Source organism: Ruegeria sp. CDSC025 (genome assembly GCF_059610805.1).
Map to the genome: position 1 here is coordinate 75,827 of NZ_JBXWOJ010000014.1, position 24,513 is coordinate 100,339.

21 protein-coding genes and 1 pseudogene are annotated in these 24,513 nt (G+C 54.5%); 13 read left to right on the forward strand and 9 right to left on the reverse strand.

All coding sequences use genetic code 11. The features are described from left to right. The first annotated feature begins 154 nt into the window (after positions 1-154). The gene (locus AC2FH8_RS17280; protein WP_142639130.1) at positions 155-964 is read left to right on the forward strand and encodes a division plane positioning ATPase MipZ; all 810 of its coding nucleotides are present in this window, start codon (positions 155-157) and stop codon (positions 962-964) included. Between the two features lie 99 nt (positions 965-1,063). Here AC2FH8_RS17280 and AC2FH8_RS17285 read toward each other — a convergent pair whose 3' ends face one another. The 4 genes from AC2FH8_RS17285 to AC2FH8_RS17300 all read right to left on the reverse strand — a co-directional run bounded on the left by AC2FH8_RS17285 (position 1,064) and on the right by AC2FH8_RS17300 (position 3,092). Further along, on the reverse strand, positions 1,064-1,687 hold the full coding sequence (locus AC2FH8_RS17285; RefSeq protein WP_496690343.1) for a putative glycolipid-binding domain-containing protein: 624 nt from the start codon (positions 1,685-1,687) through the stop codon (positions 1,064-1,066). A 72-nt stretch (positions 1,688-1,759) separates the two neighbouring features. Continuing rightward, on the reverse strand, positions 1,760-2,383 hold the full coding sequence (locus AC2FH8_RS17290; protein WP_496690344.1) for a class I SAM-dependent methyltransferase: 624 nt from the start codon (positions 2,381-2,383) through the stop codon (positions 1,760-1,762). 37 nt (positions 2,384-2,420) lie between these two features. Beyond that, positions 2,421-2,639 (reverse strand): helix-turn-helix transcriptional regulator, encoded by a 219-nt coding sequence (locus AC2FH8_RS17295; RefSeq protein ID WP_496690345.1) that lies wholly within the window; start codon positions 2,637-2,639, stop codon positions 2,421-2,423. Between the two features lie 3 nt (positions 2,640-2,642). Beyond that, on the reverse strand, positions 2,643-3,092 hold the full coding sequence (locus tag AC2FH8_RS17300) for a hypothetical protein (RefSeq protein WP_142639122.1): 450 nt from the start codon (positions 3,090-3,092) through the stop codon (positions 2,643-2,645). 408 nt (positions 3,093-3,500) lie between these two features. Here AC2FH8_RS17300 and AC2FH8_RS17305 point away from each other — a divergent pair. From AC2FH8_RS17305 to AC2FH8_RS17320, 4 genes and pseudogenes are all read left to right on the forward strand, one after another. Then, positions 3,501-3,614, forward strand: a pseudogene (locus AC2FH8_RS17305) (IS6 family transposase); the annotation flags it as partial. A gap of 378 nt (positions 3,615-3,992) precedes the next feature. Then, a complete protein-coding gene (locus AC2FH8_RS17310; protein ID WP_496690346.1) occupies positions 3,993-5,609 on the forward strand; it encodes a phosphate ABC transporter substrate-binding/OmpA family protein in 1,617 nt (538 codons plus the stop codon). Between the two features lie 82 nt (positions 5,610-5,691). Continuing rightward, positions 5,692-6,726 carry a hypothetical protein gene (locus tag AC2FH8_RS17315; protein WP_496690347.1) on the forward strand — a complete coding sequence of 345 codons (1,035 nt, stop codon included), beginning with the start codon at positions 5,692-5,694 and terminating at the stop codon, positions 6,724-6,726. 298 nt (positions 6,727-7,024) lie between these two features. Further along, the gene (locus AC2FH8_RS17320) at positions 7,025-9,301 is read left to right on the forward strand and encodes a serine/threonine-protein kinase (RefSeq protein WP_496690348.1); all 2,277 of its coding nucleotides are present in this window, start codon (positions 7,025-7,027) and stop codon (positions 9,299-9,301) included. Between the two features lie 1,091 nt (positions 9,302-10,392). Here the strand turns inward: AC2FH8_RS17320 and AC2FH8_RS17325 are convergent. The 4 genes from AC2FH8_RS17325 to AC2FH8_RS17340 all read right to left on the reverse strand — a co-directional run bounded on the left by AC2FH8_RS17325 (position 10,393) and on the right by AC2FH8_RS17340 (position 14,227). Beyond that, a complete protein-coding gene (locus tag AC2FH8_RS17325; protein ID WP_496690349.1) occupies positions 10,393-10,824 on the reverse strand; it encodes a glyoxalase superfamily protein in 432 nt (143 codons plus the stop codon). Beyond that, positions 10,821-12,212 carry an MATE family efflux transporter gene (locus tag AC2FH8_RS17330; protein WP_496690350.1) on the reverse strand — a complete coding sequence of 464 codons (1,392 nt, stop codon included), beginning with the start codon at positions 12,210-12,212 and terminating at the stop codon, positions 10,821-10,823. Before AC2FH8_RS17330 ends, AC2FH8_RS17325 begins: the two co-directional genes overlap by 4 nt. A gap of 262 nt (positions 12,213-12,474) precedes the next feature. Beyond that, positions 12,475-13,713, reverse strand: coding sequence for an adenylate/guanylate cyclase domain-containing protein (locus AC2FH8_RS17335; protein ID WP_142639110.1), 1,239 nt, complete (start codon positions 13,711-13,713; stop codon positions 12,475-12,477). Positions 13,714-13,774: 61 nt separating this feature from the next. Beyond that, the gene (locus AC2FH8_RS17340; RefSeq protein ID WP_142639108.1) at positions 13,775-14,227 is read right to left on the reverse strand and encodes a MarR family winged helix-turn-helix transcriptional regulator; all 453 of its coding nucleotides are present in this window, start codon (positions 14,225-14,227) and stop codon (positions 13,775-13,777) included. A gap of 58 nt (positions 14,228-14,285) precedes the next feature. Between AC2FH8_RS17340 and hmgA the strand changes: the two genes are divergently transcribed. The 7 genes from hmgA to AC2FH8_RS17375 all read left to right on the forward strand — a co-directional run bounded on the left by hmgA (position 14,286) and on the right by AC2FH8_RS17375 (position 20,947). Then, the gene (gene hmgA / locus AC2FH8_RS17345; RefSeq protein WP_282027909.1) at positions 14,286-15,641 is read left to right on the forward strand and encodes a homogentisate 1,2-dioxygenase; all 1,356 of its coding nucleotides are present in this window, start codon (positions 14,286-14,288) and stop codon (positions 15,639-15,641) included. A 65-nt stretch (positions 15,642-15,706) separates the two neighbouring features. Beyond that, entirely contained in the window at positions 15,707-16,963 is a 1,257-nt protein-coding gene (fahA, locus tag AC2FH8_RS17350) for a fumarylacetoacetase (protein WP_281973539.1), read from the forward strand. Between the two features lie 10 nt (positions 16,964-16,973). Beyond that, positions 16,974-17,924: an MBL fold metallo-hydrolase gene (locus AC2FH8_RS17355; protein ID WP_496690351.1), complete on the forward strand. Its 951-nt coding sequence runs from the start codon at positions 16,974-16,976 to the stop codon at positions 17,922-17,924. Positions 17,925-18,051: 127 nt separating this feature from the next. Then, positions 18,052-19,662 carry an FAD-dependent oxidoreductase gene (locus AC2FH8_RS17360; RefSeq protein ID WP_496690352.1) on the forward strand — a complete coding sequence of 537 codons (1,611 nt, stop codon included), beginning with the start codon at positions 18,052-18,054 and terminating at the stop codon, positions 19,660-19,662. A 5-nt stretch (positions 19,663-19,667) separates the two neighbouring features. Further along, positions 19,668-19,865, forward strand: coding sequence for a DUF2783 domain-containing protein (locus AC2FH8_RS17365; protein ID WP_142639098.1), 198 nt, complete (start codon positions 19,668-19,670; stop codon positions 19,863-19,865). Between the two features lie 19 nt (positions 19,866-19,884). After that, complete coding sequence (gene maiA, locus AC2FH8_RS17370) at positions 19,885-20,523, forward strand: maleylacetoacetate isomerase (protein WP_282022213.1); 639 nt, start codon at positions 19,885-19,887, stop codon at positions 20,521-20,523. An 88-nt stretch (positions 20,524-20,611) separates the two neighbouring features. Then, on the forward strand, positions 20,612-20,947 hold the full coding sequence (locus AC2FH8_RS17375; protein WP_281973544.1) for a DOPA 4,5-dioxygenase family protein: 336 nt from the start codon (positions 20,612-20,614) through the stop codon (positions 20,945-20,947). On the opposite strand, the gene AC2FH8_RS17380 is transcribed toward AC2FH8_RS17375, so the two are convergent. Continuing rightward, positions 20,944-22,572: an acyl-CoA synthetase gene (locus AC2FH8_RS17380; RefSeq protein WP_496690353.1), complete on the reverse strand. Its 1,629-nt coding sequence runs from the start codon at positions 22,570-22,572 to the stop codon at positions 20,944-20,946. The two genes, AC2FH8_RS17375 and AC2FH8_RS17380, sit on opposite strands and share 4 nt — an antisense overlap. Positions 22,573-22,815: 243 nt before the next feature. Here AC2FH8_RS17380 and AC2FH8_RS17385 point away from each other — a divergent pair, with 243 nt between their 5' ends. Further along, positions 22,816-24,207 (forward strand): aminotransferase family protein, encoded by a 1,392-nt coding sequence (locus tag AC2FH8_RS17385; RefSeq protein ID WP_281995847.1) that lies wholly within the window; start codon positions 22,816-22,818, stop codon positions 24,205-24,207. The last annotated feature ends 306 nt before the right edge of the window (positions 24,208-24,513 follow it).

Below are 24,513 nucleotides of genomic sequence, written 5' to 3' on the forward strand. Positions count from 1 at the left end.
CAAGTCAGCGGCCTAAGGGCAGGCTGAGATTTCCGCAACAGGGGCTTTTTATGCAGCCCTACCTTGTTTCGGGTTCTTCCCTTCCCGCTTTCCACAACATATAGTGGCCTGCAACAACGTGTACGCAAACACGGTGAGACTTGGGAATACAGGCATGGCACATATTATCGTAGTGGGGAACGAGAAGGGCGGCGCGGGCAAATCGACTGTGTCCATGCATGTGGCCACCGCACTCGCCCGCCTGGGTCACAAGGTCAGCACCCTGGATCTGGACCTGCGGCAACGCAGCTTGGGACGGTATTTCGAGAACCGGAATAGCTTTCTGAAAAGCGCGGACCTGACCCTTCCCAGCCCCCGCCACCATGACCTGCCCGAGATTGATGCAAGCACGCTGAAACCGGGAGAAAACATCTATGACCACCGCCTCTCAGCGGCCGTGTCCGAGCTGGAAAGCGATAGCGATTTCATCCTGATCGACTGCCCCGGCTCTCATACCCGTCTCAGCCAGGTGGCGCATTCGCTGGCTGATACGCTGATCACTCCCCTGAACGACAGTTTTATCGATTTTGACCTGCTGGCACGCATCGATTCAAAGGGTGAGAAAATTCTGGGCCCGTCGGTCTATTCCGAGATGGTCTGGAACGCACGCCAGCTGCGCGCGCAAGCCGGCCTGAAGCCCATCGACTGGGTCGTAGTGCGCAACCGCGTCGGCACCCAGCGCATGGTCAACAAGGAAAAGATGCAGCGCGCGATCGAGATGCTGTCGCAGCGCATCGGCTTCCGGGTTGCTTCGGGCTTTTCCGAACGCGTTATTTTCCGAGAGCTGTTCCCGCGCGGGCTGACCCTATTGGACCTCAAGGATATCGGGATCAAACAGCTGAACATCTCGAACATCGCAGCACGTCAGGAATTGCGCGACATGATGAAAGAGCTGAACCTGCCGGGTGTTGAGATCGATTTTTAGAAGCTTTTTACGACGGGTAGACGGACTATACTGCCGCTCACCTGGAAAAACGAAAGTCCGTTTCTGGCAATCGTTTTCGCTTTAGAGCCCTTGTTGGGCCTAAGCTATTACTGCTTTCCAATACTCAGGGTAAACTCGAACGAAACCAAATCCATCGACAGTCAAATTTGCTTCGTATCCACTATTGATCGAAGTGTACCTATAGGTATTCTCGTTCAGCCGCTCATATCGTTGCTTCAGCGGTTTGAATGTCCAGGTTTCATCATCCAACCAAACAGCAGTGAACTCTGCCTGATCTCCAATCCCTAGCTGGAGTCGCTTGATCGCATTCGTGTTCGTGGCCGGTGTAAACCCAAGATCGGTGTCGAGCAATTCATCAACAGCATCCACAACTTTGTCATTCGAGGTCCATGTACCATCGCCTTGCTTCACTAAAACAAGATCAACCCTATCTGCCCCAATCCAACGCTGTACGGTGGCGGCGCTACACTCCCATTCGTCATTACAGGTCACGGAATAAGCTATTCTGACAGGAGAATTTTCAACTACGTAGACAGCCATGCCCGAGATTACGCGAGACGTTCCGTTACAGTTAACCGAACAGGCTTCTGTGCCCACGACATCAATCCGTCGCCACATTGTACTTCGCATCATCGCCTCAACCATCGCTATTGCTTTGCTTGCCCCATAGCAGACATTCATGCGTGTTTCAGCATAGGTCAATCAGGGCTCTCTCCAGCCGTTCTCGGCGGCGTGCATGAACGGCTGGGTCAGTGTTGTCAGAAGTCGAACGAACTAACCGCTGTTCCTTGCGATGATGAAAGCAGTCGAACCCGTTTCGGGACGCCACTTTTGTTCAATTTCGAACCCATGAGCTTGCATACGCTCTACAAGGATTTCTTGCGTCAGGGCGCGGATCTTGGGCAATAGGCCAATGGTCCCGAGAGCTGGCATGACGAACTTCTCGAGACCTTCCAGGCAGACCGTCGAGCTGAAGAACAGGCCACCTTCCTTCAAGGAACTACGAACACGGTCCAGTGTCGCGTCAAGATCCAGTACCAAGTGCAGGATCGACATAGCCAGTACGGCATCATACTGTTGACCCTTCGCCGGAATAGGCCAGCACTCGAACGCGCTGACTTCAAAGTTGATGTTCTTGCTGCCCTGCGCGTCGGCTTTTTCCCGGGCGATTGAGATCATTTCGGATGAATAGTCGATGGCGTCGATATGGGCGACTTTTGGGGCGTGAATGAGCGCCGTCGTACCTGTGCCACAGCCAAATTCCAGGACGCGGTCTTGGGGGGACAGGTGTCTTGCAGTTATGTCCAGTTTGTATTCATAGGCGGCTTGGTTTTGGACCGGACGGCGGGCATAGGATCTCGCCATCAGATTCCAGAACCGGGTGGGTTTGATGAACATATCTAATCCTTTGGTAGGGTGCAGCAGACGCGATGATTTAGCTGGCGTCTTGGACGTCGAAGACTTTTTCGAGGGGCTTGTCGAATACACGAGAAATCAATATCGCCAGTTCGAGCGTTGGTGAATATTTGGCGTTTTCAATGGCAACGATGGTTTGTCGGGTGACTCCAACCTTTTCGGCGAGTTCTTTTTGCGTCATTTCATCTGCGTCAAAGCGTAGACGTCTAATGTTGTTGGTGATCCTGAGCTTGCCCATGGATCAGTACCCCCGCCGATAGCTAGCAAATTTGACAATATCTGCTGACAGGGATCCGAAGGCCATTCCGAAATAGATGATGTTGAAGCCAGTGAGCGCTGATGCGTTGAGAGCCATGGCGACGACAGCTGAGATAAAACCCGCACCCGCGAAGATAATGATGGCGTAGCTGCCACGGCGCTCGAACATCTTGTCACGTTCATCAACGACGAAGCTGGGTTTGGGTTCGTGAGTAACAATCGCAAACCCAATGTTGAACAGTATGGTGCCGATGATGGTGGCCACGACGCCCAGGGGGATCAGCCAGATCACCATGCGGGCCCAGTTGTTTACAGCGTCTGGGCCATCAAACAATCCAGAGGCATTCATATCCAGAAGCCGTGAAACGACAAATGCACTAACGGCGAGGTTCACGAAGATCGAGACGACCGTATTGCGATCTTGGTAGGTCATTTCTGAAATCCCTATTGGACAGAACACTTCTAGTGAGTCGATTATTACTTACACGTTGTATGAAATATTATACTCAGTGTCAAAAATAATATACCTCACAATCGAAGTGTAGTTGCAGCTTGTGCTCGATGATGGGCATCTACGACTCCAACTGGAGTGCTGCGCGTTTGCGACTGGCCCAAAGGTTGTGTCGCCAACTTTTCGAAGACTAGAACCAGCGTTATGCTAGACCCAATTATCCTGCGATCTCAGCAAACACCCGAAAGCCAGAGGTTGTATTACTAGAGAATTGTTTCTTCCGGATCATGTTGACTACCTCAATGCCATCCAGTGTGGCTGAAGCTGATCTAAATGGCTTGAACCCACACATGTGCCGTACGCGTCATTTAAAGTTTGCGACACAACCCCTTCGCTTCAGCAGCGGCAACTTAGGACGGCATCGAAGTCCCTCACATAATCCGCAAGGGGCAATTCACACCCGGATTCTGTCCGTTTCGGCAGTTCGCCGAGCTCGCGGCCTAACTCACGAGCGATTGCTGAAACCGCTCGGCAGGTTCAGAACTTTGCAACAGAACCGTTCGAGTGCCCGAAATAGTTAAGAATCACCTGGGTCAAAGGCTGCGAATGCGTGGCAAGAAAGGTATGAGGTTCGTTCTGGGAAATCTCAGGGAAAACCTGAGCCCCTAAAATCACGACTCAATTCGACGTTGAATCGCGTCAGCTGCGGATACAAGCTAAGAAAGAGCGCCAACTGTGGTCAGAATCTGCCTCAAACGTGTCCATAAGTGGGGGGAAGCAAGGCAATTTTATGTACCCCCTCTGCAGCCTTGACTAAACTTCCCGGGTACCGCTACGTCATTAAGAAATTATGAAGGTTGTATCAGTTTTTGCGAAACAACCTTGAGTGAAACGAGAATCAATAATCAGAAGTTTGAGGTTAGGAAAATGTTAAATCGGGTCCTGAAAACTACCTCTGGTGCGTTGATGTTGTCCGTCGCGACCATGGCAAACGCTGAAACTGTTCAGTTAAACAGTTTAGACGGCGGAATGACTCTGACCGGAGAGCTAATAGATTTTGATGGCGCCAATTACGAACTCCGAACGGTGGTTGGTACAATCACGGTTGACGCTTTCAAAGTTGAATGCATTGGCGAAGCCTGCCCCAGTCGGAACGAAGGTCCAGTCGAATATGGCATTTCAGGTTCTTCTCGCCTGGTCGATGTCTTATTCGCCGATCTTACGACGCAATTCGGTGAGGAGATTGGCGGCACTGCTTTGCGCTCTGAGGAAGAAGGTGTTGATAAGCTACTGCTCCGCAACGAACTAGGCGAGTTTTTGGCCGAAGTCTCCTTGATGGGTGGTGACTCCGCAGACGGGATCAAACAACTGGTCGATGGAAACTCAGCACTGGCAGTGACCACACGCCCGGCTCAACCCGACGAGCTGGCAAGCGCATCGCAGGCTGGACTCGGGGATATCACCACGAGTGAAAACGAGAAAATTTTTGCGCTGGACGGTCTAGTTGTTATTACATCGCAAAGTAACCAACTGCGGGCAGTCGCCGAACAGGATCTAGCGCGGATATTTTCCGGAGCCATTTCCAACTGGAGCCAGATTGGTGGGCCCGATGCCCCGATCCAGCTTTACATGCGAGCGCCTGAAAGCGGAACTGCGTTGGTTTTCAATGACCTGATCATGAACCCCGTGGGCGCAACATACGCGAGCGATACAAGCTTTTTCGAAACAGACACGGAATTGGCTGCAGCAGTTGCTTCTGATCCGCTTGGTATCGGAATTACCAGCCTCGCAAGTGCTGATGAGGCCAAGGTTCTTGCAATTCGCGGTGTTTGTGGAATTCAGGTTCCAGCGACACCTTTCACCATCAAGACAGAAGAATACCCGCTTAGCCGACGCTTGTATGCATATACCGGCAAAACTGCGCCAGCACAGTTGAACCGCTTCATGCAATTCCTCGAAAGCGAAAAGGCGCAAGAGACAATTGATGCTTCGGGCTTTGTGTCACTTGGTGAATCCCTGCAAGGCCCCAATGAGCAGGGACTACGCTATCTTGGCGCAGTAATGCCAACCGATGCAGAGGTTACCCTGAAACAGTTGCAGGAAATGTCGGCTGAGCTGTCCGGTGCCGACCGTAGTTCTATAACCTTTCGGTTTGCATTCGGATCCTCTCGCCTGGATACGCGGGCACAGGACGACATAAGGCGCCTTGCTTCGTTGCTTGCCAAGGAAGAAACCACAAACAAAGAACTTCTTTTGATCGGATACACAGACTCTGTCGGCGCTGGGGGATCCAACCGGTCACTCAGTCAGCAGCGTGCCAAACAAGTTAGCAATGCGTTGCTACAAGCAGCGCCTACCAACAGCCTGGACGGGTTAACCATCCGAACTCTGGGTTATGGTGAGATCTCGCCGCTAAGTTGCAACGACACTGAGAATGGTCGCCGTATCAACCGCCGAGTGGAAGTCTGGTTGCGAGACGTTGTCACCACATCCCAGTAGCGAAGCGCCAACTCAGCTTCGGAACGGGAATACAACGGTCAGTGACCAAGACGATAATTCAATGGAGTAACGTCGTATGAGAATGCTCGCAGTATTGGCCAATGTTTTCCTACTGCAATTGTCAGGGGCGGCTGTCGCGCAGGAAGACCCATACAAAACCGCAGTAGACACCTGGCTCAATGGTAGCGAGGCCGAAGGCCTGCAAGGTTTGTCGGAAGCGGCCAGTCAGGGGAACACGTCGGCGCAAATGATCCTTGGTCAGATCGATCGCGATACTGTACCTGGAGGATTTTCCGATTACTTGATCAATCATCAGGCACGAGACCAGCTTCTTCGTGCACCGGATCCCGATAAGGGAACCGTAAACTGGTTGCTTGCTCTGAGCAATCCTGCCCTACAAAAACACGGCGAGGCCATCTTTGGATATCGGGTTGGTCGTCAGCCAATCAGCAATGCGATAGCACTGCAAACTCATGGTGAGATTGAAGGCGCCGAGTATGTATTGTGGAATACACTGAATAACGGCCGCTTTGATCTGATCAATTCCATGCCTTCAGAAAACTACGGCCTGTCCGAAGCCGGTTTTCTCAAGTGGATCGAAGCTTATATGGCGCGGGAAAACAAGGCGATCACGATGCGGGCCTTTGTGGAAGAATCCAATCCCAAACGTGTTTCGGGGTTGTTGGGTCTCAAACGACTGGCACGGCTGTTGAACCTCAATCAGCATTTTTCCGACGAAGCCAACCAGTTCACGACAGTGATGCTGGGCCGGGGCTCGGACTTACCTGAAAGTGTCGATTTGGTTCGCTTGAACGAAAGCATTTCCCGCATCAGTGAAACCGATAAATACTTGAACATCGTAAAACGCTACTGCGACTCATGCGAAGGTGAAACAGTAGACTACGATTGCGTGGTTCAGGCTCTGGAAATCATAGGTGGCTACAAGACGCTGATGTCCATCCGCACCCCAGTTGAGGGGTCAATTGACCAGGCTACATTCATGAATTCTAATCGTGCGGTCGAAATCTTCGCGCAGTTGGTAAACAACATGCGTCGCCACTACTCTCGTGGCATTCGATCGTCTTGCATTGCCGCTAATCTGAAAGCCAAGATCTAACATATAGCTAAAACAAGGTTTGATTGAGATTATCCCATGTTTGAAGGCGTCGTGAACCTTTGCAAAATAGCTTAACCGTTCAATGGTTCCGGTTCCGGTAAAGCAAAAGTAAAACGTTTGTATGTACTGACTTCCTACGCTGACCAACTTGGATTGAACAGTGTGCATACTGGAAATCACGAAACAAACGGACTCGCGTAAAGAGTGTGTATAACTGAGAAACGTTTTGTGATTGGAAATTGAATAATTCCTGATGTGCAAGGGACGATAACGGACGGGACGAGGCATGGGCAACGTAATGAAACTAGTAACGACTGGTGATGAAGATACGAGTCAGATGATCGGAGCCTCTTCCGCAGATGATCTCCCTGCCGGCGCCCGGTTGTTGCATGGTCAGTACAAAATTGATCACTACCTGAACAGCGGCGGCTTCGGCATTACCTATCTGGCCAATGACAGTCTCAACCGCAAGGTGGTCATCAAAGAGTGTTTTCCAGCCATGTTCGCGCGCCGACAGAATCTGCTGGTGAAGGCTCGTGTGCAAAAACACAAAGAAGATCTTCGCCAGATTGTGCGGCACTTCATCAACGAAGCCCAGCGCCTGGCAACTATGGATCACCCCAATATCGTTGGTGTGCACCAAGTCTTTGAGGACAACGACACCGCCTATATGGCACTGGACTTCGTTGAAGGCCCGGACCTTTTGGACGCAATCGACGACGCTGAAACCCAGCTGGACGAAGCCGATGTCATGTCGATCCTGCGGCAGATTCTGGATGCGGTCGCATTTATGCACAAGCAAGGGATGTTGCATCGGGACATATCGCCTGACAACATTCTGGTCGGACCCAACAAGATACCTGTATTGATTGATTTTGGTGCTGCGCGTGAGCAAAATAGGAAAACAAACCGTGTTTTGTCTGCCTTACGCGCAGTCAAGGATGGCTATTCCCCACAGGAATTTTATGTCACTGACGGCGTGCAAGGACCGTTTAGCGACCTCTATTCCTTGGCGGCAACATTCTATCATGTGATCACCGGAGAGCGCGCGCCAGACAGCCAGACTCGGGTCTCTGCGATTGCCGAGCAAAAGCCCGATCCTTGCAAACCTTTGCAGGGGCGCTTTGATAAGTATGATGACGTCTTTCTCGAAGCGCTCGACAAGGCTATGTCGGCGATGCCAAAGGATCGCTTTCAAACCGCTGATGAGTGGCTCGAGGCGATAGATCACTTGACCGAACCGACCGCCGTTGAACAGGATGTTAGAGTTGCGGTCTCTTCATCCGGCGGAATCAACCGTGTCGCAATAACCGGCGGGCTGCTGGCATTTGGAGTTGTAGGTGCCGTAGTCGGCGTGCTGGCCATCGGAGCATTTTCACCATCCTCCGAGCCACAAGCAACGCAAGAGGACGTTTTGGCTGCCGAAGCTGAAGCCCGCGCCCAAGCTGAGATCGAAGCAGCGGCGACAGCAGAAGCAATCGCAGATGCCACCGCACGGGTCGCAGAAGCCGAGGCACGACTGGCCCAAGCCGAAGCCCGCGCGCAGGCAGAGACCATCGCGCGTGCTGAGGCCGAAGCCGCAGCTCAGGCAGCGGCTCAGGCCGAAGCCGAAGCCCGCGCCAAAGCGGCAACCGAATCGGAAGCTCGTGCACAGGCTGAGGCCGAAGCGGCTGCTCAGGCGGCGGCCCAAGCCGAAGCCGAAGCACGTGCCAAAGCCGTTGTCGAGGCAGAAGCACGCGCGCAAGCCGAGGTTGAAGCGGCCGCCAAAGCCGCGGCAGAGGCAGAAGCGCGCGCGCAGGCCGAAGTCGAAGCGGCAGCCAAAGCCGCAGCAGAAGCGCAAGCCCGAGCACAGGCTGAGATCGAAGCAGTCGCAATGGCGATGGCAGAGGCAGAATCGCGCGCGCAGGCTAGCGTTGAAGTTGCTGCTAAAGTGAGCACTGGCGACACAGATCAGGCGAATGTCGAAGCTGATACTACCACTCAAATCGTTCAGGATTTAGGGCCGACTTCAGTGAAATCTGAATGGAAGGTTCTTCTGCCTTTTGTAGCGTCGGCGGATAGTCCCGATACTGTGGAATACGTCGCTAGCGAGGCCCCGGTTTGGGTTCACGCGGGGCTGCGTATTGACTCTGTCAATGGGATTGAAATCAATGATCTGAACTCCATCGCTGCCGTTCTACTTCAATCTGGGGCTACTCCTTCGCAAGAGGGAACCATGGATGTGACCATCGGGCTTTCAAACCCAAGAGACGGTGTAGAAGTGCGGGACGTTACACTGGGTGTCGTACAAGACACGACCTTGTCGAATGGCGTCGTTTTTCAAACTCAATATGCTGAGAATGGAAAATGGGTTACGAGCGTGGTTCATGTCCCAGAAGATGTAGGCCCAGGCACAACTCTGAAACCGAACGACCAGCTGACAGCATATTTTCCGACAGATGAAAATATCGATGGGCAAGATACGATTGCCGATCTTCTGCGTGCAGGTTTGAATGACGGCCAGACTGACTTCAAGTTCACGGTCAGAAGAGGCACTTCTTTGTGGCTGGCGGACTTGCACTACGTGGGCAAGTAATAGAGAGATCATGGCTGAACGCAGTGTGCGAGTTGACCACGCCACATTGAATAGGTGGGTTGTGAAAAAGCATAACACTGGTTCTAGTCTTTCGAAAAGTTTGCGACACTACTGACTGGGCGTGCGTAACAGACAAAGATAACGAAACCGGTATGTTTCATTTCACCCTATATGGTGAAAGTGAGCCAAAGTTCTCTGAACAAGCCGGTGTTCTAAGCAGCGGTATGGTTACTCGTCGGTTGTTTCTGTGAACCAACGGTATTTAATTTCAGTAGGACAATATGGCTCGCAGAGATAAAAAGCGCATATATAGAATGTGAACGTTGGATGAACGGTGTTTCCATGCGAAAAGATGGCTTGGCTTTATTGTTTGGAAGCCTCTCGGTATCAGGTCCGGATACTAGAGATTCAGGAACTGAAAATGCGGTGTTTTCAGTCTCCTGCCAGAGAAAATCGGAGTGCAGGTGCTGGGCAATTGCCGCCTTTGGTCCTCACGGAATAACTTTCTTGACCCCTTAACCTTGGTTTGGTCCATCAATCAGTACTCGAAGCCAACAACGTGGGTTCGTTTCAAACAGATCAAAAGGACTTCGATAATCTTGCAATTTACATAACTCAATCAGAGGCTTTCTCCACAGAAAGAAGTCTACTGTTTCTGTCAGATCGAAGGTTTGATCTTATCCAGCAACCGTTCAGTTTTACATCACCACCGAAGGCCTACTTCCCGCCGGAGATGTTTTTCGCCGCGATCACAAAGCGTACAAAGCGGTCATTCGAGCGGAAAATACCAGGGGCATGTTTGTCCGCACAGCAGACATCGACCACCACTTCTGATCGTTTGAACCATACAAAAACTGTCAGATGACGGCTTTGAGCCCAATCTGTACCTTCGGTATTTTAGCTGCGCGCGCTCGCGCACGAAAATCTCCGTAAGAGGTCAGGTTCCGCCGCCGCAAGGCTGCGGCAAAATCTGCCATTCGCCGATTGCGCAGAATTTCTAATACGACATATTCACAGGTTACGGGACAAGACCGCCATCGGCTTCAATCGCGCCAACAGCCGCTGACAAATTTAAAATCCGGATTTCCCTGTCAGCATAAATTGATTTGAAGGTGCGCCTGCCCGTCGCTTGTCCGTTCAACAGAATGTCCTTTGGGACCAATTACACCACGAATGCGCGAGCGGAAATTTGAGAAGCCTTCGGATGTGACAACGTCTACGGCTTCATCCAAGTGCAGTTCTAACCGGAACCATCCTGGTTTCATGATCGAAATAGAGACCACATGCCCCGTGAACGGTTGCGATAGATACGTTCCGCTGACCTTGTCACCGATGGCCCATCCCTTGGGTGGTCCGTTTCCGATGGCTGCAAACATCGTGTTCCAATCGCGGAACCCGTGTTGGTGGGCGACCAACTCGAGGGACTTGGCATGGCCAATCGATGCCCCTTCTTCGGTCAATTTTGTGCGCAAACGCTTAGCTTGATCCTTGGCTTGCGTAGCTGACGGAAACTGCGTGTTCATGACGCCACTCCTTTTTTGGTGTGGAAAATACCCCATTTTAACTCTGGGTCTTGCGCGGAGAGCCACAACACTACAACAGTGAGACCCAACATCATCACTTCGGCCAGCGGGCCCGCATACCAGATGCCGACTTCGCCAAACCAGAGGGGCAACAGGAACGTCAACGGGATCGCAAAGGCATAAGGTTTTGTCAGCCCTAGAAGGGCTGCCTTTCCTGCAGATCCAATCGCCTGAAAATAGGTCGCAATCATCATCAACGGGCCCAACAGGAAAAAGACACATGTCATTACCGGCAAGATGCGCGCAACCTCTGCAATGACCGACGTGTCGTCTACAAACGCGCTGGCGATCCGGCTAGGCATGCTAATCACAACGACCTGCACGATTGCGCAATAAACAAACGCGACACAAAGTGCCATGCGCAGGCTTGCATCTGACCTTTGCCAAAGTTCAGCACCATAGTTGTTGCCCGTGATCGTCTGCATTGCAAACGACAAGCCCAGAAGAGGCAGGAAAGCAAAGGTGATGACTCGCGTGATGATCCCGTAAGCAGTAATTGCGTCGGCATAACCCGGACGACCAATCCATTGCAGGGCTGAGATAATCGCGGCCGACCCGAGAGCTAGTCCAATGAAATTGAGGCTTTGTGGTGCACCCAGTGCGAGGATCCGCCCCCATTTTCCGCATACGGAATGGGACAGCAAGGTCGCAGGACGCAGCGATGTTTCCCCAAACAATCGGAACGCAAAAATGATCGCAAACGCGAGCGCTTGTGCCGCCGCAGTTCCATAGGCTGACCCAGCGACGCCCATGTCCAGAACGGCGATTAGTACGTAGTTGAACCCGATGTTTGCAATCGAAACCAACAGACTCATCGCCGCCATGAAGCCCACGCGCCCTTCGTTGCGCAACGCATCAGAATTGACTGACAACACGAACAACAGTGGCGAGAAAAACACCGTAATCCGCAGGTAGACCACCCCCATCTGGGCCAAAGTCTCTGACCCACCAGCGGCCAGCAATGCAACTGGCTGGCCCAATAGAAGGAACAACACTATCAGGACTGCGCCCAATCCAATTGCCAGCCCGTGTGCGCCTGCAAACGTGGCACGCGCGGCGTTCATGTCACCCGCGCCAAGGGATCGCGCCAGAAGGCTCGACATGCCGTTCGCCACAAGCGTGGAAAGCGCCACAATCAGCATGTAGATCGGGAACATCAACGTGACCGCAGCCAGCGCATCAGGACCCACATAAATGCCCAGAAACAGCGCATCTGCAACAGACAGAAGCCCATTCATCCCCATCACGAAAATGATCGGAAATGCGGTCCTAAAGTAGATGGTGCCAAGCGGCCCATCGGTGAATGTATTAGTGGGGGTATCAGTCATATCCCATATCTCTCTTGCCTGATCGCGCAATTTGAGATGGGACCCGCATTACCATCCGCGCGATATGCGGAAAGAGGTAGATAGAGAATTAAGTCGCAGAACTTAACCAAGACAAAAGTCAGCGGGAGGCAGGCGTCCACAGCCTGTACGTTGGCTAATCTGAAATTTTTCTGTCGTCAAGCGGTTAGACTGCATCCGATTTTGCGGAAGCTGACTTACGCCGCGTTGCAGAAAATCGCTAATATGGGCTCAAACCGGACGCTCAAACGCCTGATTGCGTTCCGGCAACATTATAAACCGTAAACAGCTCTTTCGGCTCGGCCACACCGCGCAGCATATAGCGCCCGACCGAGATCAGATCCTGATCGTAGGGCTGCGCCGCGCGGGCTACGTCATCCGAGATCAGTATCCGTTGCCCCAAGGACCGATGCATCCCAGCGATACGCGCGGCCTGATTCACCGCTGGGCCGATCACTGTGAAATCCAAACGTGTCTCAGAACCGATATTGCCATACAGAATTTCGCCCGCATGCAAGGCCAGTGTGAAGTTGGCCACCGGCAGTCCAGCGGATTCGCGCTGCGCATTCAGTTCGGCGATCCGGTCCTGCAACATGGGAACCGCCTGCAGGGCCGCCTGCACGTCCTCTTCAATCTCGCCGACATTGAACATAGCCATCAGTCCATCGCCCATGAACTTCAAAATATTGCCGCCATTATCGTGCACGACGCCAACGGCAACCGCCAGATAGTCGTTCAACATATCGATGATCTCGATTCCGGGCAGATTCTCGGAGAGGCTGGTAAAGCCTTCAAGGTCGAAATTCCATATCACGGCGTCGATCTGCTGTAGGGATCCGCGACGAATTTCACCCGACAAAACACGCCGTCCAGCATCCCGACCTAAGTAGACGCGCATCAGATCTTTGGATATCCGCGCGTTCGAGGCTGACTTTAGTGCCAGGCCCAAATGGGGCAGAGCCGTATTGATAAGGTCAAGATCCTGTTCCCGAAACCCATCCGGCGCGTTCGAGGCCCACGACAACAGGACTCCATCTACGGCTTTTTTTGAGGTCTGCGACCGCGGATCGAAATTCACACCTTTAGCGTAATACTCGGTCGCACCAGCTTCGCGTAATTCATTGATCAATGGATAGCGGCTGGGCTCGTTCTGATCGACCATGCGTTCATGGACGCCGTCAAGATCGTGATGTAAAATCGCATAAAGAGGACTGCTCATCCAGTCTTCTCTGGTCTCTTCTGAATACTCGAATTTCTGATAGTCACCGCCGGTGTCTTGATACCAGCTGTATCCGGTGCCGCCATATACCGGGTGCAGCGCCGATTGCGCCGCGTGAAATCGCATCAGGGGCACACCAAGTTCAATCAGACGGGTACAATAGCCATCCAGCAACTCTTCTTTTTCGGCACCTTCAAGGCCCCGCGTCACCAGCCAGTTGATCAGATCATTTGATTTTGCCGCGTTTTGGTTCGGGGCTGTCATTTCACATTCCTGTGTCCGCTCTGGCTTCCATCTGGGAGCGAAGGGTTCGAATTACCAGAGGTCAATTCATATCAGCCAGCTTTCGCAACATTTTGCGCAACAAGGTAGCCTCGTTTTCTGTGAACATTGCGGCAAGCTGAGCATCATATTGCTGCGCAATACCACGCAATTCGCGATAAACCGACCGTCCGGCCGTGGTCAATGCAAGATGTTCAACGCGGCGATCCGTCTGGCTGACGGTTCTGACAAGAAATCGGCGCTGCTCAAGCCTGCTGACCGCGCGGCTTATCTTGGTTTTGTGAATCCGGGCGCGTTGACCGATTTCTTTCGCGCTCAATTCTCCGTAATTGCCCAGATGAAACAACACTCTCCATTCCGTGCGCAGCATCCCATAGCGGTCTTTGTATACACGCTGAAATTCCAGTGCGCTTTCTTCGGCTGCCCGGTTCAGCAGATAGGGCAGGAAATCCAGCAGATCAAACCCGTCTCTTTCGGTACTTTCTGTCTTTGTCATGCTTGTTAGTTACAAAATCAACTATTATCTCACAAGCAGAAAACAGCAGGAGCCAAGGATGAACCATCCGACAGACCCGCATAAAATGATCCAGGCCAGTACGCCCGCTGGCACCCATCCGGGCTATATGCCCGGCTTTGGCAATGATTTCGAAACCGAGGCCCTACCCGGTGCGCTGCCGCAGGGCATGAACAGCCCGCAACGCTGCAACTATGGGCTATACGGCGAACAACTGAGCGGCACTGCCTTTACCGCCAACCCACCCGAGCGCACCTGGTGCTATCGTATCCGCCCTTCGGTGAAGCATTCGCATCGCTACGATAAGATCAACCTGCCCTATTGGAAATCGGCACCTTGTGTTGACCCAGATGTTACCAGCCTGGGCCAGTATCGCTGGGACCCCGTCGCTCATACCCAAGATGGGCTGACATGGCTGACAGGCATGCGCACGATGACCACAGCAGGGGATGTGAATACGCAGGTCGGGATGGCCAGCCACATCTATCTGGTCACCGAATCGATGGTGGATGACTATTTCTTCTCGGCCGATTCCGAATTGCTGGTGGTGCCGCAAGAAGGCCGCCTGCGCTTTGCGACCGAGTTGGGGATCATCGACCTTGAGCCCAAGGAAATCGCCATTCTGCCGCGCGGGTTGGTCTATCGGGTTGAGGTTCTTGAGGGCCCTGCCCGCGGCTTTGTCTGCGAGAATTACGGGCAAAAATTCGAACTGCCCGGACGCGGGCCGATCGGCGCCAACTGCATGGCCAACCCACGCGATTTCAAGGCACCTATCGCGGCCTATGAAGACCGTGAGGTACCATCGACCGTCACTGTCAAATGGTGCGGGCAGTTCCACACCACAAAGATTGGGCAAAGCCCGCTGGATGTAGTCGCCTGGCACGGCAATTATGCCCCGTACAAATACGACCTGCGCACATATTGCCCGGTGGGGGCGATCCTGTTTGACCACCCTGACCCTTCGATCTTCACCGTACTCACCGCGCCGTCTGGACAACCGGGCACGGCCAATATCGACTTTGTCCTGTTCCGCGAACGCTGGATGGTGGCCGAAGATACGTTCCGCCCCCCTTGGTATCACAAGAACATCATGTCTGAGCTGATGGGGAACATCTATGGCCAGTATGACGCCAAACCACAGGGCTTTGTTCCCGGCGGCATGAGTCTGCACAACATGATGTTGCCGCACGGACCTGACCAGGATGCCTTTGACAACGCGTCGAATTCGAACCTTGGACCGGATAAGTTGGATAATACGATGTCCTTCATGATCGAAACCCGGTTCCCGCAGCATCTGACATCATTTGCAGCGACCGAGGCCCCGCTGCAGGATGATTACATTGACTGCTGGACGTCGCTTGAGAAAAAGTTCGACGGTACACCGGGCAAGAAATAATTCCGATTGAGGTCGCAGATTTTTCGACGAAAAATCTTGGCCCCTGACAGAGGTTTGGAGACAAAATGCCATTGAAGAAATCCTGGGTGAGCTCGGCCAATTCTGCCGATCACCCTTTTCCTTTGAACAACCTGCCTTATGGCGTGTTTTCGACTGGCGGCGAAGACCCGCATTGTGGTGTTGCAATCGGCGACATGATCCTTGATGTCACAGCTGCCGAGGCCGAGGGACTGGTCGTTCTGGACGACGAACCGCTGTTCGACCTGCCTTTCTGGAACCCGCTGATGGAGCAAGGCCCCGCCGTTTGGGCCGCCCTGCGCAACCGTCTGATGGATCTGCTGGCCGAAGGCAGCGCGGCACAAGAGGACGTCGCGCCTTTGCTTGTGGCGCAGGCAGATGCCGAGCTGCACATGCCTTTTGCCGTCAGCGAATATACCGATTTCTACGCCGGTCGGCACCACGCCCAAAATGTCGGCACCATGTTCCGTGGACCAGAGAATGCATTGCCCCCTAACTGGCTGCATATTCCCATCGGGTATAATGGCCGGGCGTCTTCGGTCGTGGTGTCGGGAACAGATATCCGCCGCCCCTGGGGCCAGTTGAAATCCCCCGATCAGGACCTTCCGGCCTTCCTTCCCAGCCGTCGTTTCGACATCGAGCTTGAGATGGGCGCCATCGTGGGCACGCCCTCTGACGGACCAATTTCCGTACAAGAGGCAGACGACAATATCTTTGGCTATGTCCTTCTGAATGACTGGTCCGCCCGCGATATTCAGGCGTGGGAGTATCAGCCGCTTGGGCCGTTTCAGGCCAAGGCAACCGCAACGTCGATCAGCCCATGGATCGTGACCAAGGCGGCGCTGGAACCTTTCCGCTGTGACACGCCCGAGCGGGATTTTGAGTTGCTGGGTCACCTCAAAGAGACCGGCCCGATGCTGTATGACATTGATCTGTCGATCACGATGGCTCCGGACGGCAAGGCCGCAACCACAATCGCGCGAACAAACTATAGTCAGATGTACTATTCCGCCGCACAGCAGTTGGCCCATCACACGACGTCGGGCTGCCCGATGAACACAGGTGATCTGCTGGGGTCCGGCACGATCTCTGGTCCGACAAAGCCCGAGCGCGGTTCGTTGCTGGAGCTCAGCTGGGGCGGGAAAGAGCCGCTGACACTGGAAACCGGCGAAAGCCGCAGCTTTATCGAGGATGGCGACACGCTGACCCTGACAGGAGCGGCCAAGGGGAAAGGGTACACGATCGGATTTGGCGAATGTGCCGGAACCGTGCTGCCCGCTCTCGAAAACCCATACTCGCGATAAGGAACCACAAATGGCCAAGGCATTTGCGTCCCAGGGGGACATGTCGGAAAAGAAAATCTCGTTCACCGAGGTAGGAGACGGGCTTTATGCCTTTACCGCCGAAGGGGATCCGAATTCGGGCGTCATCATCGGTGATGACAGTGTCATGATTGTCGAGGCACAGGCGACGCCCCGTTTGGCCAACAAGGTAATCGAATGCGTGCGCTCGGTCACCGACAAGCCGATCACGCATGTGGTGCTGACCCATTATCACGCCGTCCGTGTTCTCGGTGCCAGCGCCTTTGGGGCGCAGCAGATCCTGATGTCAGACATGGCCCGCGCGATGGTGGTGGAACGGGGACAGGAAGATTGGGACAGTGAGTTCCAGCGTTTCCCGCGCCTGTTCGAAGGGCACGAAAGCATTCCCGGTCTGACTTGGCCCACGACCACGTTCAGCGACACCATGACGGTGTATCTGGGCAAACGTCGGATTGACCTGATGCATCTGGGCCGCGCACATACAGCAGGCGATATCGTGATCCATGTACCGGATCAGAATGTGATGTTTACCGGTGACATCGTCGAGTATCACTCGGCCTGTTACTGCGGCGATGGGCATTTCGGCGACTGGGGCGATACACTGGATGAGATCAAGTGGTTTGATGTCGACGCCATTGCGCCAGGCCGTGGCGATGCCCTGGTCGGCAAGGACATGGTCAATGCAGCCATCGAAAACACCCGCGATTTTGTCGACAGCACCTATCGTCCAGCAGCCAAGGTTGCGGCGCGCGGAGGAAGCCTGAAAGAAGCATGGGACGCGGTGCGCGCCGAATGCGACCCGAAATTCGCCGATTACGCGATCTATGAACACTGCCTGCCCTTCAACGTTGCCCGTGCCTATGACGAGGCGCGCGGGATCGACACCCCGCGCATCTGGACCGCCCAACGAGATCTGGAGATGTGGGAAGCCTTGCAGAGTTAAGGACATACGGTCGCATTTGATCCAGATCGTTTTTCGCAGGACGGATTGGTGAGACCCTGGGATCGGGACCACTGAGCCTGAACGGCTGGTGGAAAGGACCCTCAGCGCAGCGCAATGGGAGAGCCCCATGAACAAGATCTTCGAAATACCGCTTTACGCCTACGCGCGAAATCCCGATCAGGACGCCGTAGCCCCAATACGCCACAAGGTGATCGTCATCGGCGCCGGGCCAATCGGCTTGGCCACAGCTATTGATCTGGCACAACAGGGCGTTGAGGTTGTCGTTCTGGACGAAAATGACAAGGTCAGCTTTGGCAGCCGGGCCATCTGTTTTTCACAGCGCACGCTGGACATAGCCGACAGGCTTGGATGCGCAGAGCCCTTGGTCCGGAAAGGTGTTCTTTGGGATACCGGCAAGGTCTTTTTCGACACAAGACAGATCTATGAGTTCAATTTGCAGCCAGAACAAGGCTATGCCAATCCGGCATTTATCAATCTGCAGCAATATCACCTAGAACAGATCCTTGTGGACCGCTTGCGCGCACTCCAAGCTGAAGGCGCGCCAATCGATATTCGCGGCCGCAATAGGGTCGAGGCGATCGGCACCCATGAGGACCATGTCACGCTTGAGGTAGAGACCCCCGAAGGCCCCTACAACATAGAAGCCGACTGGTTGATCGCCTGTGACGGCGCGCACTCTCCGGCCCGCAGGATGCTCGGGTTGGATTTCGACGGGCGCGTGTTCGAAGATAACTTCCTGATAGCTGATGTCGTGATGGAGGCTGACTTTCCTTCCGAACGCTGGTTCTGGTTTGATCCACCGTTCAACAGGGGGCAATCCGCCCTGCTTCACAAACAGCCTGCCAATGTTTGGCGCATTGACCTGCAACTGGGTTGGGATATCGATAAGGAACGGGAAAAACGGCCCGAGAATGTGATCCCGCGCCTCAAGGAGATGCTGGGCGAAGATGTCGAATTCGATTTAGAATGGGTCTCGATCTATACCTTCCAGTGTCGCCGGATGGAGCGATTCCGGTATGGCCGGGTCCTGTTTGCCGGCGACAGCGCCCATCAGGTTAGCCCGTTTGGTGCGCGTGGGGCCAATTCGGGTGTGCAGGATTCGGACAACCTGTGTTGGAAGCTGAAGCTGGTTATCGACGGAAAAGCGCCCGATTATTTGCTGGATAGCTACAGCCATGAACGGGTGCAGGCCGCTGATGAGAATATTGCCTATTCCAGTCGCTCGACCGACTTCATCACGCCGAAATCCCAGATGTCCCGCCTGTTGCGCGACGCCGTTCTTGACCTGGGCGAGCACTACGAATTCGCGCGCCCTCTGGTGAATTCCGGCCGTCTGAGCACACCTTGTACCTATGCGGGCTCGTCGTTGAATTCCGCAGATGCGCTGAACGGGCCAGATATTACCCGTCCCGGCGCTGCGTGCCCGGATGCCCCCCTCGGCGCCGCGTTCCTGCTGCCGAAACTCGCGGGCAAGTTTACCCTTTTGACGATTGACGCCGACGCACCAGACACTCTTGAGGAAGACGGGGTTCTGGCAACCCGCTTGGCGTTGTCCGTTAAGGACGATCCGACCCTGGCGCTCAAGCGCCGCTATCTGGGGGATGCCACCAGCGCGGTTTATCTGATCCGTCCCGATCAACACGTGGCCGCCCGCCGTGATACGTACGAAGAAAACGCATTCCGGCAGGCGATCCGCAGGGCCACCGGTAAGGAGTAAGCGAGATGACCCAACTGATCCTCACCCCTAATCTGGACAATGCAGATGATTTCTATTTTGAACTGATCGCCGCCCATGACGGGCTGGATAAAACCGACAGCGACGCGCTGAATGCGCGGCTGGTACTGGTGCTAGCCAACCATATCGGAAATGCCGAGGTGTTGTCTGAAGCCCTAAAAGCCGCCAAGCTGAACGAGAATTGACGTAAACAGGAGGCCAGCGATGAGTGGCGTAGTTCTGTATGATTATTGGCGCTCGTCGGCCAGCTACCGGGTGCGGATCGCGTTAAACTTGGCTGGCATCACCTATCGTGCGGTGTCTGTCGATCTTGTCGCCGGAGATCACAAATCTGACGCTCATCTGAGGCGCAACCCGCAGGGGCTGGTTCCTGTGCTTGAGATTGACGGGCTGCGGCTGACGCAATCTTTGGCAATCATCGACTATCTGGACATGACACGGGGTCTGGGGTTGCTTCCTGCGGAACCCGGTATCCGCGCACAAGCACTGGCGCTGGCACAAACCATCGCCATTGATCTTCACCCAGTCTGCAATTTGTCAGTCGCACGCCATGCAACCGCGCTCAGTGGGAATGCAGAAGGCATGCCTGGCAACTGGATGAACCATTTCATACGACCAGGTCTGCTTGCGTTCGAAGCCCAGTTGGGCGGTTTCCAACAGACCCCATATTGCACTGGACCGCAGCTAGGGCTGGCTGATCTGTGCCTGATCCCACAGATGTACAATGCCCGCCGCTATCAGGTCGATCTGACCGACCTGCCCCGTATCCTGGGCGTCGAGGCCGCCTGCGCCAAACACCCAGCCTTTGCCGCAGCGCATCCCGATCAACACGCCCCCACCTGATCCTCTGCACAGGGTCTGTGTGACGATGCGAATGGGAATTGCCTGACCCCTGCCTTACGTTCTTCAAAACAAAATGCAGGAGGCCCCAATGCCCGAAATCATCGGCTATCACGCCCATGTCTATTTCGATGCAGAAACGCAGGATACCGCCCGGCAGCTCTGTGAAGAAGCAGTGCGCCTGTTCCCAGTTGCAATGGGGCGGATGCACGCCCGCAATGTAGGCCCACATCCAAGGTGGAGCTGCCAGTTGGGCTTTGCAGCCGACGCATTTGATCAGGTCATTCCCTGGCTGACGCTGAATCGGCAAGGGTTGACGATATTCACCCATCCCGAAACCGGCGAGCATCTAGCAGACCACCGCGACCGCGCCATTTGGATGGGTGAGATGCTGGATCTAGATCTGTCGATCTTCGACCAGCCTTAACCCAATGCCTTCGCCTGATCTCTCAGCTTGAACTTCTGAATCTTGCCGGTCGAGGTCTTTGGCAAAGGACCGAAGACCACCGTCTTAGGCACCTTGAAATGGGCCATGTTGTCCCGGCAGAACGCGATGATCTCTGCCTCTGTCGCTTGCCCATCTGGTTTGAGTTCAACAAAGGCGCAGGGTGTTTCGCCCCATTTGTCATCGGGGCGGGCGACCACGGCGGCCTCCATCACGGCGGGGTGCTTGTACAAGATATCCTCAACCTCAACCGATGAGATATTCTCACCTCCCGAGATGATGATATCTTTGGACCGGTCCTTGAGTGCGACATATCCATCCGCATGCATCACCCCAAGATCGCCCGAGGCGAACCAGCCGCCCCGGAACGCCTTGTCCGTGGCATCGGAGTTTTTGAGATACCCTTTCATGACAACATTGCCCTGCATGAAAATCTCACCCAGCGTCTCGCCATCCGCAGGCACGGGTTCCAACGTATCCGGGTCGGCCACCATAAGGCCGGACAGGGCCGAATACCGCACACCCTGACGAACCTTCAAAGCGGCGCGTTCTTCGCCTTCTTTGCTGTTCCATTCATCCTTCCAAGCGCAGACCACGGACGGACCATAAGTCTCGGTCAGGCCATAGACATGGGTAACTTCGATCCCCATATCCTCCATCTTCTTAACTACAGCCGCCGGAGGTGGAGCGCCCGCGGTCATCACTTTGATCTCGTGATCGAAATCCTTAAGGTGATCGGGCGCGTTGGCCAACATGTTCAGAACAATCGGCGCACCACAGAAATGCGTGACCTTCTCATCCCGAAAGGCGGCATAAATCGGCTCATCCCGAACCGCCCGCAGGCAAACCGAGACCCCTGCATTTGCCGCCATAGCCCAAGGGAAACACCAGCCGTTGCAGTGGAACATCGGCAAGGTCCACAGATAGACAGAATGCCGGGGCATGCCCCAGTCCAGCAGATCAGATTGGGCATTCAGGGCCGCACCGCGGTGATGATACACAACCCCTTTTGGATTGCCTGTGGTGCCCGAGGTATAATTCAGCGTGATCGCATTCCATTCATCCGCTGGCAGGGACCATGCGAACTCGGGATCGCCCTCGGCCAAGAGCGCATCGTAAGTCAGACTGCCCTGTTTCTCGCCACCATCAAAGCTGGGATCCTCGATATCGATGACGAGAATATCGTGATCAACCTGTTCAAGTGCGTCTTGCACAACCGCAGAAAATTCCGGATCGACCAGCAGCACCTTGGATTCCGCATGGTTCAGGATGAAGGCAATGATCGGCGCGTCCAGCCGGGTGTTAATCGCGTTCAGCACGGCGCCGGCCATGGGAATGCCAAAATGGGCCTCGTACAGTTCGGGGATGTTTGCTGCGATGATCGAAACTGTATCTCCTCGCCCTATTCCACGCCTATCCAGAGCGCTCGCCAGTCGACGACAACGGGTATAGGTTTCGGCCCAGGAATACCGGCGGACGCCATAAACAACTGACGGGTAATCAGGGTAGACCTGCGCCGTCCGTTCGATAAAGCTTAGCGGTGACAGCGGCGTATAATTCGCCTGGCATTGATCCAAGTGGCGTTCATATATGTTGGCCCCTGTCATCTGCGGATCCTCCCAAATCGCAAGTTGCGCGAATTGAACACAAACATAGTCCCATGACAAACCCGTAGAAATACGGGCTGAGGCGGCCAAATAACTGTGCTGTGCCCGACTGGCGATACCAACCTACCCGATCTGGCCCTATCTTGTACTGGCCATTCACGCTGATCTGAGCCATCGAATATACAAGCCGAGGCAACACCGCCTCTGCAAGATGTGCACACGCTAATTTTGAAAGGACATGTCATGGACGGCACGTTCAACGAAAACGATCTTTCCCGCGTCGTCGAAGCCGACCGCGCCCATATTTGGCACCACTTGATCCAGCATAAACCCTTTGAAACCAACGACCCGCGCATCATTGTCGAAGGTAAGGGCATGCGTGTCTGGGATCAAAAAGGCAAAGAGCATCTGGACGCTGTATCGGGCGGCGTATGGACTGTGAATGTCGGCTATGGCCGCGAATCGATCTGTAAGGCGGTTTACGACCAGCTGATGAAGCTGTGCTATTTCGCCAACTCGGCAGGCTCGATCCCAGGTGCTTTGTTCGCCGAAAAGCTGATCGAGAAAATGCCTGGCATGAGCCGCGTGTATTACACCAACTCGGGCAGCGAGGCGAATGAGAAGGCGTTCAAGATGGTTCGCCAAATCGCCCACAAGAAATACGGCGGCAAGAAGACCAAGATTTTGTACCGTGACCGCGACTATCACGGCTCGACCCTGGCAGCGATGTCGGCAGGTGGTCAGGACGAGCGCAACGCGCAGTACGGGCCTTTCGCCCCCGGTTTCATCCGCGTGCCGCATTGCATGGAATACCGCAAGCACGAGCTGGACGGCGCGCCCGAAGAGAATTTCGGCGAATGGGCCGCGGATCAGATCGAAGAGGTGATCCTGCGCGAAGGCCCCGATACGGTTGGCGCCCTGTGCCTTGAGCCCGTGACCGCCGGTGGCGGCGTGATCGAAGCGCCCGAAGGGTATTGGCAGCGCGTACAGGAAATCTGCAAGAAATACGATATCCTGCTGCATATCGACGAGGTCGTCTGCGGCGTGGGCCGCACCGGCACCTGGTTCGGTTACCAACAATATGGCGTAAAGCCAGATTTTGTGACCATGGCCAAGGGTGTCGCCTCGGGCTATGCCGCCATCGCCTGCATGGTAACTACTGAGGAAGTCTTTGACATGTTCAAAGAAGACGCCTCGGACCCGATGGGCTATTTCCGCGATATCTCGACATTTGGTGGCTGCACCGCCGGTCCAGCGGCCGCGATCGAGAACATGCGGATTATCGAGGATGAAAACCTGTTGGGCAACTGCACGGCCATGGGCGACCGGATGACGGGCAACCTTCAGGCGCTGATGGAAAAGCACAAGGTCATCGGCGATGTACGCGGCAAAGGCTTGTTCCTGGGTGCTGAGCTGGTCGCAGACCGCGCGTCCCGTGAGCCAGTTGATGAGAAGCTTGCCCAGGCCGTTGTGGCCGACTGCATGGCGCAAGGCGTGATCATCGGCGTCACCAACCGCTCGGTCCCCGGTCGGAACAACACTCTGTGCTTCTCACCAGCGCTGATTGCCACCGCGGATGACATCGACCAAATCACCGATGCTGTCGATGGCGCACTGGGGCGTGTATTCGGCTGACACCGTTAGCAGTCTCTTAGGAAGAGACTATGAAAACCGGCGCTGCTTGCGTCGGTTTTTTCTCAATACGGATGCCCGAACCCTCAATATGCGACCGGATGCTCCCGTTCAGTGCTGAATGTCGGTGGCCCGGGTTGTAGAATCCGTTGATGTATTCTTTGAGCGTAAGCGGTGCAACTGACCCCCGAATTAGCCCCTGATCTGCCTCTTGTTTCCATTGCATATTGTCTAGGGTCAGGACCCATTGATTTCCGTTTTGCGGCGTGATTCACGGTTCAAAAACGAGCGGTGAACATGTCTGATCTC